The sequence below is a fragment of the Sulfurimonas sp. genome, assembly GCF_016744025.1.
GTDB lineage: Bacteria > Campylobacterota > Campylobacteria > Campylobacterales > Sulfurimonadaceae > Sulfurimonas.
In genome coordinates, this window is sequence record NZ_JADGFC010000056.1 from 1 (window position 1) to 14,858 (window position 14,858).

Here is a 14,858-nt window from a genome sequence, read left to right on the forward strand (position 1 = left end):
CTTTTTTATAATCCATTATAGAAATACCTTGGTTTCTTACCAATATACAGAAGTTTGCAAGGGTTTTCAAACCCCCATATTTTTAATTAAGTCACAAATTATCACTGCGTCAGATGTAGAGTACGATGGAAGTGATGGCTATTATGAACCGGATAGCATATCATATAACAATTACTTAAAGTTTTGTGTTGCATTTAATTTTTAAAGTAAAAATACGATATAATCGCGGATAAATTTTATAAAACAAGGATATTTCTTGAATCTCTTAAGCATTTTTTCTTTTAACTCTGCAAAAAAACAAGCAACTAAAAATGAATCTTCTTCTCACTGGGTGAAATGTAAATCATGTCACGCTCTTATGTATTATAAAGAAGTAGAAAACCAAAATTATGTATGTCCAAAGTGTGGTTTCCACCTTCGTATCGGTGTAAAAGAGAGAATAAAACTCTTAGAAGATGAAGGTACATTTGTTGAATATGATGCAAATCTTCATCCTATTGACCCTCTAAAATTTGTTGATAAAAAAGCTTATACAAAAAGAATTGAAGAAAGCTTTGCAAAGACAGGAAGAAAATCATCTGTAGTTAGTGGTGATATTGTTATGAATGGTATTGCTTCACAAATTGTAATATTTGACTTTGGTTTTATGGGTGGATCATTAGGTTCAGTTGAAGGTGAAAAAATTGTTAGAGCAGTAAAACGTGCTATAGAGAAAAAGCAAGGACTTATTATCTTAAGTGCAAGTGGTGGAGCTAGAATGCAGGAGAGTACATTTGCTCTTTTACAAATGAGTAAAACATCAGCAGCCTTAGCTAAACTTGCAAATAACAACTTACCTTATATATCTGTTCTTACTGATCCAACTATGGGTGGTGTTAGTGCTTCATTCGCTACGCTTGGAGATATTATCATAGCAGAACCAGGTGCTCTTATCGGGTTTGCAGGACAGAGAGTAATCGAGCAAACTATTGGTTCAGCTCTTCCAGATGGTTTTCAAAGAGCAGAATTCTTATTAGAGAAAGGTTCTGTTGATATGATTGTAAATAGAAATGAACTTAAAAAGACACTTTCAGACCTTTTAACTATACTATATAAAGCAGCTTAATGCGTCTATATGCATTGTGTGACCAAGAGCTTCTCGATAAGAGAAGCGTCTCTTTAGAAGAATTTATTGAGATAGCAAAAGCTAACAATGCAGAAATTATTCAATATAGAAATAAAAATGCTGATATAGCTTTTATCAAACAGCAACTTATCCTCATTAGAAAAAAATTCGATGGTTTTTTAATTGTAAATGATGCTTATGAATTAATAGATTTTTGTGACGGTGTGCATGTTGGACAAGAAGATCTAAAAGCTATTGACAATGATGTTTTTAAAGCAGTGCAAATACTTAGAAGTGTTATAAAAGAAGAAAAACTTTTAGGAATCTCTACTCACAATGAAAAAGAAGTACTTGAGGCTAATGAGATGGACTTAAACTATATTGGTCTTGGAGCATATAGACAAACGAGTACAAAAACAGATATAGCTAGTGTTTTAGGTCCAAATTTAGATGCCATAGCTTCCAAATCTAAACATCTAGTAGCAGCAATAGGCGGAGTGAAATTTGATGATAATTTTTCAAATGTAGCATATAGAGTTATTGCAAGTGGACTAATAAAATGAAGATAGATATTGTTTCAATAGCAAAAAAAGAGCGATCAACATATGACCCTTTATATAAAGAGTTGTCAAAAATGATTTCTCGCTTCGCAAAAGTGGAAGATATTGAAATTTTTCCCAAAGATGTAGCAAAAGCACACACTATTTCACCAGATGCTTCAAAACAGGCATATACACGTGCTCTAGAACCATACATAAAGAACAGTTTTTGCATTAGTTTGCACCCAGATGGAAAATTAATCGATAGTTTTGAATTTAGTAAGCTATTAAATGATAAAATATCCATTAAATTTTTCGTAGGCGGTGCTTACGGCTTTGATGATAACTTTTTAAAAAAAAGTGACGCCGTAATAAGTTTAAGTAAATTGACTCTGAGTCACAAGATAGCAAAAGCAGTTTTGCTAGAGCAGATTTATAGAGGTTTCTCTATATTAAGTAACCATCCATATCATAAGTAAGGAAAGTCAGTGCAAGAGAGTGAGTTAAACTACTTTAAAGAAATTTTAGAAAGTAGAAAAGTACAAATAATTAAGAATATTTCAGGTGTTAATGATGAGCTAGATCAGCTGAATTCTTTAGAGTTAAATGATGAGGGCGATCATGCTTCTGTTAATAATAACTCTATGGTAGAGAGCGCAATAGTTTTTCAACAAGAAAAAGAGCTTAGTGAAATCCAAGTTACACTTGGTAAAATAGCTAATGGTGACTACGGAATATGTGAGATGTGTGAAGACCCAATAGGTTTCCAACGTTTAAAAGTTAAGCCACATGCGATATACTGCATCGATTGTAGAGAGATCGTAGAAAAATCTAATTAATTTAAGGAGCAAATTTATGCATATAAAAAGATATACGATAGCGTCACTAATTCTGATTGCTTTAGTAGGATGGTATGTATTCGCATACGTTTCCCAAGACACTACTGCTATTGAAGTATTTGGTGTTTCACTGCCGGCATTCCCTGTTGCAGTATGGGTTATAGTCCCTCTTGTAGTTTTATATATTACAAGTGTAATACATATGTCATTTTACTCTATGTTAGCAGGGTTTAATCTTCGTAAATATAATAAAGATTTCGAAAAAGTAATTGATGCTATCGCTGATGCTTACATGTCAAAAGATGAAAGAAATCATATATATAAAACTCCTAGATACCAACTTTTAGGTTCTATAATAGATAATACTACTCTATTTCCTAGTGCTTCTTTAAGTGATGGCACTCAGAATGAAAAACTTGATGCTGTTTTAAAAGTGATAGAAGACATTAAAAATGGAGAAGTTGTAGAACTTAAAAAATATTCACTTAAACCTGAAAATGCTCTAGTAATACAAAATGATAGAAACCGTTACAAAAAAGGTGATATCACTGCAGAAAATATTTTAAGTCGTGCTGATACTTATGCTCCTTCTTTAGTACAAGAAGCATATTCAGATTTAGTTAAAACTGCTTCTCTTACTAAAATAGAACAATATAAATCTTTTTTAACAAAAGAATCACTTTTTGATATCTTATCTAGAATAAATGCAAGTGAAAGTAGTTTGGATATATCAAATGAAGCATTAATTAATATTTTTAATATATTAGACTTAGATACAAAAGATCTTATAAAGATTTCTAGTTCTCTTTCTGTTAGTATGATTCCAGATCAGAGAATAAAATTATTTGAAACACTTAGTGAAACAAGAGAAGACGCAATTGAAGCTTATATGTTTACACTATTTGATTTAGAAATGATTGCACCTGCTAATGAACTTCTTGAAAATACACAAGATAATGAGTACTTAAACTTTAAAGCTTATAGTGCTTTAAAAGAGTGTGGTAAAAACTTCAATATTAACTTGTTTATTTAATGATAGATAAACTCTCTTTCGACAAACCTATATATGTCCTGGCACCTCTTGCCGGGTTTACAGATTTGCCATTTAGAAGTGTAGTTAAAAAATTTGGAGCTGATCTTACTGTAAGTGAGATGCTAAGTTCAAATGCCTTAGCTCATGGTTCAAAAAAAACATTACATATGCTACAAAAATCACCTATTGAAGATCCTTACTCCGCTCAAATATCAGGTTCTGATAGTGATATGGTTAGACGTGCTGTTGAAGTGATTAATGAATATGAGGGTATAGATATTATTGACCTTAACTGTGGATGTCCTGTACCTAAAGTAGTTGGACATGGTAGTGGTAGTTCTCTGCTTTTAAATTTACCTCTTATGGGTGATATTATCAGAACTATCAAAGATACTTCAAATAAAAGTCTTACAAGTGTAAAAATTAGACTTGGATTTGAAGAAAAGAATCATATAGATATTGCGAAGATGGTAGAAGATAGTGGAGCAGATTTCTTAGCTGTTCATGGTAGAACACGTGCTGGAAAGTTTAAAGCAGCTGTTGATTATGACGCAATTAAAGAAATTAAGAACGCTGTATCAATTCCAGTAATTGCTAATGGTGATATAGATTCTTATGAAAAGGCTAAGTGGGTTTTAGAGCACACTGGAACAGATGGAGTTATGATTGGTAGAGGTGCTGTTGGTGCTCCATGGATCTTTCATCAATTACGTACTGGTAGCCAAGACATTGACAATAATATTAAGCATGATATAATCATGGAGCACTTTGACAAAATGATAGAGTTTTATGACGCTCATGGCGTTGCTATGTTTAGAAAACATACTCATACATACTCTAAAGGTTACAAAGGTGCTTCAGCACTTAGAAACAGCGTAAACCATATATCTGATATAGGTGAATATCGAGCTGTGATAGATGACTTCTTTAAAAATACTGAGCAGGTAACATAAATGTTAGAGATAAGTAAATCAATTCAAACATTAGATGATAGTGACATAAGCGATAATATTTTTCACTATGAGTATAATGTTAAGCATTTACTTTCTCTAATAGCAAAAGGTATAGATGAAGAAGATACTCTCTTTTTGAGTTCGTATCGTTCTTTTGAAGGTGAAGTATATGAGAACTTTATTTATGAAAAGCTTTTAAGATATGCCCAAACAAATGATGAGATAGATAAGTTTATTCTCAAAGGCTTTCATCAGGGCAGACAAAAAGCACATGCGAATACACTATCTATCAGTGAAAAACAACAAATAGTATATAGAACAAAAAGCAGAGAAATCAGTGAATTTGATGCAATGCTTGTCACAAAAGATAAAGAACTTTATTTTGTTGAAATGACTCTTGTTAAATCTGTTTTAAAATTAAGAAAGAGACTTCGAAAGAAAAAAGCACTTCTTGAAACTATCTTTCCAGATTATGAAATCAAAGCCCTTATTATACTTAATGAAGGTGCTACTGGAACAAGACAGTTTCCAGATTATTGTAAAGTATGGTTTACAGAAGAATTTTCTGCAAAAAATGTACTTGAATATATTAAAGATTCAAATATAAAAGAACTTGCTCCTATTTCTAGAGTAAACTCTGAAAAAATGATTGAAGCACATTCACTTAAGCTTTATCAGTTTAGATACTACAACACAATGTCTTGGATTACAAAGACTATTAGAAGTCATAAAAAACATATAATTGATATGGGATTTTTGATGAAGTATACTATTCAAAGATATCATGACTTATACAATAAATTCTATATTGGATACATGAGTGTAGAAAATGCTAGAGTATTGTTAAATCTAAATGAAGAGTATCCAGACAATCAAAGAATTATAGTGGCTATAGAGAAGAAGTATAGTGATGAGATAGTTCTTACTTATTATATACAAAAAGGGCGTAAGAACTTATATCTATACTCTTTTGATGACGATTCAAAGATAACAAAAGAAAAGAAAGATCCTTATGGTATAACAGTAACAGAAGTGTTTCATATGAATAAGATGATGGATGATAGTTATGAACTTAATATGCCAAATATTAAAATGATTAAAAAACTGCTTCGTGAGAGATTTGAGAGAGACTCAAAGAAGTCTTAGGCTTCATAAGATATAGAAGCTGCTCTCTCTTTATATGCTTGTAAAGGTTCTTTTGTTTCATCTTTTAAAGATAAAAACTCATCTAGTTCTTGATGTCTACTCTGTAAAATAGATTCAAAATCTTCCTGTGTTTCAGGTTTGTTATCTGTAAATTTATCCAATAGTATATTATTCGCACCCATAAGTATAAGATAACTTTTCTCACCAAAGTCTAACATTACTACACTACTTGAATTGTCTATTTTCTTTTGAAACTTTATTGATACATTGTCATCTTGTAGAGAGGGTGTTGGCATTTGATTTGAAGAATTACTATTTTTATTGTTTTTGAACAACCAAGAATTTTGCTGTGTTTGTTTGTTTTTTGGAATGGCTTTTTTCTTGATAACAAGTAAAAGAACAATTCCAATAATAAGTATACTAATTACTATAAAATAACTTTGACTCATCTCTGAATCTTTTTTAGTAGGTAGAGATTCAAGGAGGTTATTATTCTGTGTAACAGGCTTTTTCGCACGTGCAGGAACTTTTGTACTAAATCTTAATCTAAGTCCATAGGCGTCTGATGTTTTAGAAGCTTTTAATGTTACTGCATCTGAAACAGATGCAACTATTTGAGTATATCCAGACATTGGAATGATATTAATAGAGTGTAAGTACTTAGAAGACAATCTTTTTAGTTTTGAAGATTCTATTTGGGCATCCGTAAGTTTAATAATAATTTTTGACGTTGAGATACTCTGTTTGATAACTCCATCATAAGGAGTATCAAAAGTAATAATAACATCTGCTCTATCAGTTCTATCATAAATGTTATAGCTTAAAATTTTTGAGGCATTAAGGGCTAATGGAAGAAGAAATATAAGTAAAAGTTTGATCATAGTCTCTCTTTAGAAAGGTGGTATAAAACGGCACTGGAATCTAGTACTTCATTAATACGAATAGCAAGATTTTTTTCATAAACCATAACTTCGCCTTTTCCTAATATACGTCCATTTACATAAGACTCTACACTCTCACCTGCTGGTTTTTTTAAGTCGATTATAGAGCCTTTGTCTAACTGTAAAATTTCAGCAATAGTTAACTCTGTTTCACCAAGGTCTGATACAAACTCAACTTCCATGTCTAAAAGACCGCTGTAGTTCATCCATGATAGTTCTTGGTCTTCATTAAATGGTGTATCTTTCTCACCGTAGCTATGCTTTCTTTTCTTAGCCAATTTATAGTTCCTTGATTGCTATTATCATTTCGTCATTTTGTATTTTAATAATCTTAGCCTCATCATATGCAAAGTCAAATTTATCTATTTTTTCAAAGTGAGGAGTATTGATATTATATGTATTCTCATCAGCTTCCTCAGCAATTACTTTAGCACTTCCAACAATAAGGTTTGTAGTCTCTAATGTCATATCTATTAAAGTCTCCTCATCACTCTCATCTTCTTCTAAAAAAAGCTTTGAAACTCTTTGCATAAAGCTTGTATCAGATGCAATATAAACTCTATATTTTTTGCCATCTTGAGTATTTATATCTATATAAGCAATAAACGTTCTCTTTTCATTAATACCGTCATTAACAATATGTGCTTCTCTAATTTGATGAATACAAAAGTTTTCTGAGGCTTGAATTATAGTTTTTAACATATATACCCTTTATTGACTTGATTATACTTCATTCAATCTCAAAGCAAAATTAAAGTGTGAGTAATAAATCAACTATAAAGCCTAGTAGGAGTATAATCCGCGAAAAGTTTTAGTGGTGATTTATGATTGAATTGATGTTACTTGGTGTCATTGTTGGAATAGTATCAGGCTTTTTTGGTATTGGTGGTGGAACAATATTAGTTCCTCTACTTCTCCTACTTGGATATGACACAAAAATAGCAATAGGAATCACGGTTGTACAGATGGTTTTTAGCTCTGTTTTTGGTAGTTATCTTAACAATAAAAAAGGCACACTTGATGTTGCTATGATAACTACAATAGGTATTGGTGGCTTTATTGGAGCATTGCTTAGTGGCAACATTGCATCTAGCTTAAATGATGAAACACTAGAAATGATATTTTTAGGTTTTGCATTTTTTGCGCTTCTTAGACTCTTTTTTAAGACTAAAGAAGAAAAGACACAAAGAGAGGTAAGTAAACCGCTACTATTTATCACAGGTCTTTTATTAGGTGCTATAAGCATGACTATAGGTGTTGGTGGGAGTATTGTTCTAGTCCCTATTTTAGTGGGTTTTTTAAATGTTCCACTAAAAAAAGCAATCTCTGCTGGTCTATTTTTTGTGGTTTTTTCATCAATAGCAGGTTTTATTTCACATGCTAGATTGGGACATATAGATTATGAAAGTGGAGTTATTATAGGAATAGCTTCTTTAGTTGGAGTTTATTTTGGTATTTACTTAAAAGATAAAGTCAATGCAATTTTACAAAGAAGACTATTAGTAGGTTTTTATTTCCTAGTAGTGATGTATTTAGTTCAAAGAATATTTGTTTAGAGGTTTAAATGAAAAAAAAAGATGTAATAACAATAACTGGTGCAAGAGAAAATAATTTAAAAAATATAAGTTTAACAATTCCAAAGAATGAACTAGTTGTAATGACTGGTATTAGTGGAAGTGGTAAGTCAACACTGGCATTTGATACTCTCTATGCAGAGGGTCAGAGACGTTATATGGAGTCCCTTTCATCTTATGCAAGACAGTTCCTTGATCGTGTAGGAAAACCTGATGTAGATAAAATAGAAGGACTTACTCCAGCTATTGCAATTGATCAAAAGACTACTTCTAAAAATCCGCGTTCTACGGTAGGAACTATTACTGAGATATATGACTACTTTAGACTTTTATATGCTCGTGTTGGTGTTCAACACTGTCACAAATGTAAAAAAGTAATTTCTCAGATGTTTGCATCTGATATAATCGGTGAAGTTGCAAAACTTCCAGAGGGTGCAAAACTTGTACTTCTAGCTCCACTAGTTCGTGAAAAGAAAGGTTCATATGCAGATATGCTAGAGTCTCTTGTTCACAAGGGTTACGTAAGAGCTATGATAGACGGCGTTATGGTAAGACTTGATGAAGAGATAGAACTTAGTAAGACTAAAAAGCATACTATTAAAGTTGTTATAGATAGAGTTGTTGTTAAACCTGAAAATAAAGAACGTATTGCAGCAGATGTTGAAAAAGCTTTAAAAGAGAGTTATGGTGAGTTAGAGATAGATATTTTAAATCATAAAGAGATGGATTTAAATGTATCTCAAATTCATTATAGTGAACACAATGCTTGTTTTGACTGTAAGATAAGTTTTGATCCGCTTGAACCTCTGTCATTTTCTTTTAATTCACCTAAGGGTGCTTGTAGTGAATGTGATGGTCTTGGTCTACGTTACGCACTTGATCAAGATAAAATTATAGATATAGACCTCTCGGTAGAGAAGGGTGCTGTAAAAATTGTTTACGGATTTAACAAAGGTTACTACTTTACATTTTTAAAAGGCTTCTGTGCTTACAATAAAATTGATATCACCGTTCCTTACTCAGATCTTCCAGAACATCAGAAAAAAGCTATTTTACACGGTGGTATAGAAGAAGTAAGTTTTCTTTGGAAAAATCACGAAGTAAAAAGAATGTGGCCTGGAATTGTCAAAATAGCTTACGATATGTTCAAAGATGAAAAAGAATTAGCTGATTATATGAGTGAAAAAACTTGTAATGTTTGTAATTCAAATAGACTAAAACTTGAATCTTTAGCAGTTAGAGTAGGGCAAAAAGGTATATCTGAACTTTTAGAGATGCCAATAGGTAAAACTTACGAATGGTTTGCAAATGAAGATAACTTTTCATACTTAGATGCTCAAAATTCTCAAGTAGCACAGCCTATTTTAAATGAGATTAGAGAAAGATTATATTTCTTATTTGATGTTGGACTTGGTTATATTACACTTGGTCGAGATGCTAGAAGTATTAGTGGTGGTGAAGCTCAAAGAATTCGTATAGCATCTCAGATTGGTAGTGGTCTTACTGGAGTATTGTATGTTTTAGATGAGCCAAGTATTGGTCTGCATGAAAGAGATACTTTAAAGCTTATTCGTACTCTTAGAAGTCTTCAAGAAAAAGGTAACAGCGTTATTGTTGTTGAGCATGATAAAGAGACTATAGAAAATGCCGACTTTATTGTAGATATTGGTGCTGGTGCAGGTAAATTTGGTGGTGATGTTGTCTTTAGTGGAACATTAGATAAGCTCAAAAAAGCTAAAACACTGACTGCTGATTATCTATATGGAAGAAAGAAGATAGAATACTTTTACAGACGTTCACAAGATAAATATATAGAAATAAAAAATGTAAGTATAAATAATATAGAAAATTTAAGTGCCAAAATTCCACTAAATAACTTTGTTTGTATTACAGGTGTAAGTGGAAGTGGAAAAAGTTCTTTGATGTTACAAACTCTTCTTCCAACTGCAAGAGAGTTGCTAAACCATGCAAGAAAAGTAAATAAAGTTGCCGGTGTAGAAATTACAGGACTTGAAAATGTAGATAAGGTTATTTATCTTGATCAAAGTCCTATTGGTAGAACACCAAGATCTAATCCTGCAACTTATACTGGTGTAATGGATGAGATAAGAAATCTTTTTTCTCAAACTAAAGAGTCACAAATTCGTGGTTATACTACTTCAAGATTTAGCTTTAATGTTAAAGGTGGTAGATGTGAGAAGTGTCAGGGTGAAGGCGAGATAAAGATAGAGATGCACTTTCTTCCAGATATTATGGTTAAGTGTGATACCTGTCATGGTACAAGATATAATCAACAAACTTTAGAAGTATTTTACAAGGGTAAAACTATATCTGATGTTCTTAATATGAGCGTAGATGAAGCCTTTGAATTTTTTAAACCTATCCCAAAAATACACCAAAAGATGAAAACTCTTGTTGATGTAGGTCTTGGTTATATATCTCTTGGTCAAAATGCCGTAACACTATCAGGTGGTGAGGCACAAAGAATCAAACTAAGTAAAGAGTTAAGCCGTAAAGATACAGGAAAAACTCTTTATATCCTAGATGAGCCAACAACTGGACTTCACTTTGCTGATGTTGATAGACTTACAAAAGTTCTTCATCACTTTGTAGAACTTGGAAATTCTGTGCTTATTATCGAGCATAATCTAGATATGATTAAAAATGCTGATTGGGTTATAGATATGGGTCCTGAAGGTGGTTCTGGCGGTGGTCTAATCATTGCTGAAGGTTCACCTGAAGATCTGGCTAATTCTCATGAAGAAAATGGTAGTTATACAGGTGCATATTTAGAAAAAGAGCTAGCCTTACACAAGCTCTAATAGCTCTTTTTTACATTATAACTTTAAATAAAATCCATGTTGTAAAAAATGATATAAGTATTCCATATCCAACTATGGCCGAACTTAGCCTTGGTGCTAAGCCTGCCATAGATGCAACTGCTCCAGCTGATATCATCGGCCCCATTCCAGACTCCATAATAGAAATTAAAGCTGCGTCATTCTCCCATGAAAAAAGATAAACAACTACTATAGCAACAATTGGTGCAAAGATTAGTTTAACACCTAAGGCACTAAAAAATGGCTTTATATCTTCTTTTGGTAGTTTAAATCTGAGTTGAAATCCTACTGCAACTAATGCCAAAGGAACAATAGTACTTGAAAAAGCTGACAATACACTAATTACTACAGGATTAAAAGTAGTTCCTATAAATAATAGTGCGACCATTAATGATAAAAATGGTGGGAAAGTCAGCATCTTTTTTGCAATTGCTTTAACATCTATATTCTCTGCACTTGAATAATATACAGAGATAAAAGTACCATAAGTTGAGAGTACGATGAAAGATCCTAATAGGTCATACATTAAGACATAAGGAATAGATGAATCACCAAAATAAGCTTGCATAACAGGGATTCCTACAAAAGAAGTATTACCTAGAACACCTACAAGCATCAAAGAACCAGTTACTTCTCTAGTAAATTTAAAAAATTTAGAGATAAGTAAAATAGCGATGGCACTAAAACCTATTGCAATCCAAGCTACAATAACAGGAATAAGTACATCAAAAGATAAACTCAACCTTGGTATTTCTAATAGAGCCATTGCTGGAAGTGAGATGTAAATGATAAACTGATTAAGTATTATCGGTGTCTCTTTAGCAAAGTCATTATGTCTACTCAGTGCGTAACCAAGAAAAATGGCTACAAATATAAGTGCAAAATTTTCCATTATCTTTTAAATAACTTCATTTCACATGCATTTTCACCAGATATAGTTCCACACTCTTGAACATAATCTATACCCCAGTTAAACATACTCTCTAGAACAGGTCTTAGTTCTTTGCCAATAGGAGTTAAAGAATAGACAACTTTAGGTGGTACAACTGGAAAAACTTCTCTGTTAATAATTTTTTTACTCTCTAACTCTTTTAGTTTTACTGTTAAAGTTTTTTGAGTTATCTCAGATATATCTTCATGAAGTTCTTTAAATCTTTTATCGCTTTCTAGTAGATGCCATATAACACTCATCTTCCACTTATCATTAAAAATATCTAAAGTTACTCCAACTGAGCATTTAAATTCTTTGTCATTTACATAATACATAATATTCCTTATTTGGAATTATAGCATAAAGTATAATTAACTCCATTGCTTACCTAAAATATCGTAAGGAACAATTAAGTTCATTATGTATATAATTTCCAAAATTAATTAAATAAGGATAAAAAAGTATGAATGATTTTATGTATCACAATCCAACAAAAATAGAGTTTGGCAGAGAAAAAGAAAATAATATAGGTCAGTATATTAAAGAAGCAAATATAGAGAGTATTTTACTTGTCTATGGCTCAGGTAGTATCAAAAAAAATGGATTATATGAAAAAATCATTGCATCTTTAAAAACTAATGGCATCTCTTATGAAGAGTTAGACGGTGTAGTTAGTAATCCTCTTTTAAGTAGAGTTAATGACGGTATTAAAATTATTAAAGAGAAAAAAATTCAAGCTGTTCTTGGCGTTGGTGGTGGTTCAGTTGCAGATTCTGCTAAAGCAATTGCGGCTGGAGCAAAGTATGATGGAGATGTTTGGGACTTTTTCATACATAAAGCAGAAATAACTGAAGCACTTCCCGTATTTACTGTAATGACACTTGCTGCAACTGCAAGTGAGATGAATGGAAATGCTGTAGTTATGAATGATGAAACGAAACAAAAATATGCTATTGCATCTATACTTATAAATCCAGTAGTTTCTGTAGTTAACCCAGAGTTAATGGCAACAGTTTCAAGAGAGTATCTTGTCTATTCAGCAGTTGATATTATCGCACACTCTATTGAGGTTTATTTTACAGCAACATTACATCCAAATTTCAACTCTAGAATTGTAGAATCAATTATAAAAACTGTAATGGAGACTACAGAAGTACTACTTGAAAATCCTAATGATTATGAAGCAAGAGCTGAGTTTGCATGGATTGCTATTCAAGCACTTAATGGACTAACTCCTGCTGGAACAGAAGGTGGAAGCTTTCCAAATCATATGATAGAACATTCATTATCTGCTCTATACAATGTAGCTCATGGTGCTGGTCTTTCTGTAGTGATTCCAGCTTGGATGAAATGGTATGAAAACCAAAACCCTAAGCAGTTCAAAAGATTTGCTAAAGAGATATTCAATGAAGAAGACTCTAGCAAAGGAATAGAAAAACTTGAAGAATGGTTTGCTAAAATAGGAGCACCAGTAAGTCTAGCAGATGTAAATATTCCAAGAGATGGCATAGTTGAATTAGCTATAAATGCAAATGCAACTGCATCTATGTGGGGTATTGGTGAAATGTATACCGTAGATGCAATAGTAAATATTTTAGAAAAAGCATAAAAGGGGCACTTGTGAAAAATGTACTAATAATAAATGGACATCAAAAATATGATGAAGTTGCAGAGGGAAATTTAACGAATCTGTATATAAACTCTGCATCAGAATTTTTTGAAAAAAATGCTTTTAATGTAAAGCATAGTATAGTTGAAAGTGACTATGACGCTAAAGAAGAAGTACAAAAGTTTGTTTGGGCGGATTATATTTTATTTCAATTTCCTGTTTATTGGATGGGTGTTCCTTGGATTACTAAAAAATATATAGATGAAGTTTTTTCTGCTGGTGATCATAATGGCATATATATAAATGATGGCAGAACTAGAAGTGATGCAACAAAACGCTATGGTAGTGGTGGATTGCTGCAAGGTACAAAGTACATGCTTTCGCTAACATACAACTGCCCAATAAGTGAATTTTCTGATAAAGATGGTTTCTTTGATGGATTATCACTTGATGAAGCAAATATTGCTACACATAAAACATTTCAATTTTGTGGAGCTGAGCCTTTAGAGACTTACTCTGTTCATGATATATTTAAAGGTGACTTGGATATGGATAGTGAGTTAGAGAAGTTTACAAAATTGTTAGAGAAAAATTTTAAAAACAACTAATAAAGGAAAAGATTATGGAAAAGACATTTGAAGAGTCATTAGGATTTAGACACGCATGTAAATTGTTTGATGATACTAAAAAGATATCTGATGAAGATATTAGATATATCATGGAAGCAGGAAGAAGATCTCCTTCATCATTTGGTATGGAAGCTTGGAAATTTCTGGTTATAACAAATGAAGATTTAAAAGCTAAACTTAGACCTGCTTGTTGGGATCAGGTTCAAATTACTTCTTGCTCTCATTTAGTAATTGTCTTAGCCGGAATAGAGTCTGTAAAACCAGAATCAGGTTTACCTGAAAAAAGGTTTGCAAGACGTGAAATGCCACAAGATAAGTTGGATTTTTATCTAAAGTTATATGCAGATCATTTAGCAGATACTTTAAGTAGTGATGAAAATATATTTGCATGGACAGCTAAACAAACTGCATTTGCAGGTGCCAATATAATGAGTGCAGCAGCTATAAAAGGTATTGACTCTTGTCCTATAGAAGGTTTTGACAAAAATCAGGTTGAAGATATTTTAAATATTGATAAAAGTAAGTATAGATTATCAATGGCAATCCCACTTGGGTATAGAATAAATGAGCAATCAACTCAACAAAGACTTCCCTTTGATGAAGTAGTAGAGTTTATTGATTAAAAAAGTATAATGGTTCCCTTTTTCAAGACCAGTAAAACAAGTTTTCTTATTTCACCTCTTTACGATACCAGTGGTAACAGTTTTTGTCTCCTAGGG

At 32.0% G+C, this 14,858-nt stretch carries 17 protein-coding genes and 1 pseudogene; 13 read left to right on the plus strand and 5 right to left on the minus strand.

Going from position 1 to position 14,858, the window contains the following annotated elements; genetic code table 11:
* From QZZ48_RS09025 to QZZ48_RS09060, 8 genes and pseudogenes are all read left to right on the plus strand, one after another.
* Positions 1-205 (plus strand): annotated as a pseudogene (locus QZZ48_RS09025) (hypothetical protein); the annotation flags it as partial.
* 51 nt (positions 206-256) lie between these two features.
* Positions 257-1,105 (plus strand): acetyl-CoA carboxylase, carboxyltransferase subunit beta, encoded by an 849-nt coding sequence (gene accD / locus QZZ48_RS09030; RefSeq protein WP_294964614.1) that lies wholly within the window; start codon positions 257-259, stop codon positions 1,103-1,105.
* Positions 1,105-1,668, plus strand: coding sequence for a thiamine phosphate synthase (locus QZZ48_RS09035; protein ID WP_294964617.1), 564 nt, complete (start codon positions 1,105-1,107; stop codon positions 1,666-1,668). The genes accD and QZZ48_RS09035 overlap by 1 nt, the downstream gene beginning before the upstream one ends.
* Positions 1,665-2,123: a 23S rRNA (pseudouridine(1915)-N(3))-methyltransferase RlmH gene (locus QZZ48_RS09040; RefSeq protein WP_294964620.1), complete on the plus strand. Its 459-nt coding sequence runs from the start codon at positions 1,665-1,667 to the stop codon at positions 2,121-2,123. Before QZZ48_RS09035 ends, QZZ48_RS09040 begins: the two co-directional genes overlap by 4 nt.
* A gap of 9 nt (positions 2,124-2,132) precedes the next feature.
* Complete coding sequence (gene dksA, locus QZZ48_RS09045) at positions 2,133-2,483, plus strand: RNA polymerase-binding protein DksA (protein ID WP_294964622.1); 351 nt, start codon at positions 2,133-2,135, stop codon at positions 2,481-2,483.
* Between the two features lie 16 nt (positions 2,484-2,499).
* The gene (locus QZZ48_RS09050; RefSeq protein WP_294964624.1) at positions 2,500-3,516 is read left to right on the plus strand and encodes a hypothetical protein; all 1,017 of its coding nucleotides are present in this window, start codon (positions 2,500-2,502) and stop codon (positions 3,514-3,516) included.
* Positions 3,516-4,469, plus strand: a complete 954-nt coding sequence (gene dusB / locus QZZ48_RS09055; RefSeq protein WP_294964627.1) for a tRNA dihydrouridine synthase DusB — start codon at positions 3,516-3,518, stop codon at positions 4,467-4,469. The genes QZZ48_RS09050 and dusB overlap by 1 nt, the downstream gene beginning before the upstream one ends.
* Positions 4,470-5,615 (plus strand): hypothetical protein, encoded by a 1,146-nt coding sequence (locus QZZ48_RS09060; RefSeq protein ID WP_294964629.1) that lies wholly within the window; start codon positions 4,470-4,472, stop codon positions 5,613-5,615.
* Here the strand turns inward: QZZ48_RS09060 and QZZ48_RS09065 are convergent.
* The 3 genes from QZZ48_RS09065 to QZZ48_RS09075 are packed head-to-tail and all read right to left on the minus strand — an operon-like array spanning position 5,612 to position 7,258.
* The gene (locus QZZ48_RS09065) at positions 5,612-6,496 is read right to left on the minus strand and encodes a hypothetical protein (protein WP_294964632.1); all 885 of its coding nucleotides are present in this window, start codon (positions 6,494-6,496) and stop codon (positions 5,612-5,614) included. The genes QZZ48_RS09060 and QZZ48_RS09065 overlap by 4 nt on opposite strands.
* Complete coding sequence (gene fliN, locus QZZ48_RS09070; RefSeq protein WP_294964635.1) at positions 6,493-6,834, minus strand: flagellar motor switch protein FliN; 342 nt, start codon at positions 6,832-6,834, stop codon at positions 6,493-6,495. The genes QZZ48_RS09065 and fliN overlap by 4 nt, the downstream gene beginning before the upstream one ends.
* Before the next feature lies 1 nt (position 6,835).
* Positions 6,836-7,258: a chemotaxis protein CheX gene (locus QZZ48_RS09075; protein WP_294964638.1), complete on the minus strand. Its 423-nt coding sequence runs from the start codon at positions 7,256-7,258 to the stop codon at positions 6,836-6,838.
* 122 nt (positions 7,259-7,380) lie between these two features.
* On the opposite strand from QZZ48_RS09075, the gene QZZ48_RS09080 reads away from it, so the two are divergent.
* The gene (locus QZZ48_RS09080; protein ID WP_294964641.1) at positions 7,381-8,112 is read left to right on the plus strand and encodes a sulfite exporter TauE/SafE family protein; all 732 of its coding nucleotides are present in this window, start codon (positions 7,381-7,383) and stop codon (positions 8,110-8,112) included.
* Positions 8,113-8,120: 8 nt separating this feature from the next.
* Positions 8,121-10,952: an excinuclease ABC subunit UvrA gene (gene uvrA / locus QZZ48_RS09085; RefSeq protein ID WP_294964644.1), complete on the plus strand. Its 2,832-nt coding sequence runs from the start codon at positions 8,121-8,123 to the stop codon at positions 10,950-10,952.
* A gap of 10 nt (positions 10,953-10,962) precedes the next feature.
* Here uvrA and QZZ48_RS09090 read toward each other — a convergent pair whose 3' ends face one another.
* Both QZZ48_RS09090 and QZZ48_RS09095 read right to left on the minus strand, forming a co-directional pair.
* Entirely contained in the window at positions 10,963-11,862 is a 900-nt protein-coding gene (locus QZZ48_RS09090) for an AEC family transporter (RefSeq protein ID WP_294964646.1), read from the minus strand.
* Entirely contained in the window at positions 11,862-12,236 is a 375-nt protein-coding gene (locus tag QZZ48_RS09095; RefSeq protein ID WP_294964649.1) for a helix-turn-helix domain-containing protein, read from the minus strand. Before QZZ48_RS09095 ends, QZZ48_RS09090 begins: the two co-directional genes overlap by 1 nt.
* A 128-nt stretch (positions 12,237-12,364) precedes the next feature.
* On the opposite strand from QZZ48_RS09095, the gene QZZ48_RS09100 reads away from it, so the two are divergent.
* From QZZ48_RS09100 to QZZ48_RS09110, 3 genes are read left to right on the plus strand one after another with little or no spacing between them, the layout of a single operon-like run.
* A complete protein-coding gene (locus tag QZZ48_RS09100) occupies positions 12,365-13,510 on the plus strand; it encodes an iron-containing alcohol dehydrogenase (RefSeq protein WP_294964651.1) in 1,146 nt (381 codons plus the stop codon).
* An 11-nt stretch (positions 13,511-13,521) separates the two neighbouring features.
* Positions 13,522-14,118, plus strand: a complete 597-nt coding sequence (locus QZZ48_RS09105) for an NAD(P)H-dependent oxidoreductase (RefSeq protein WP_294964654.1) — start codon at positions 13,522-13,524, stop codon at positions 14,116-14,118.
* A 14-nt stretch (positions 14,119-14,132) separates the two neighbouring features.
* Positions 14,133-14,762, plus strand: a complete 630-nt coding sequence (locus tag QZZ48_RS09110) for an NAD(P)H-dependent oxidoreductase (RefSeq protein ID WP_294964657.1) — start codon at positions 14,133-14,135, stop codon at positions 14,760-14,762.
* Positions 14,763-14,858 lie beyond the last annotated feature (96 nt).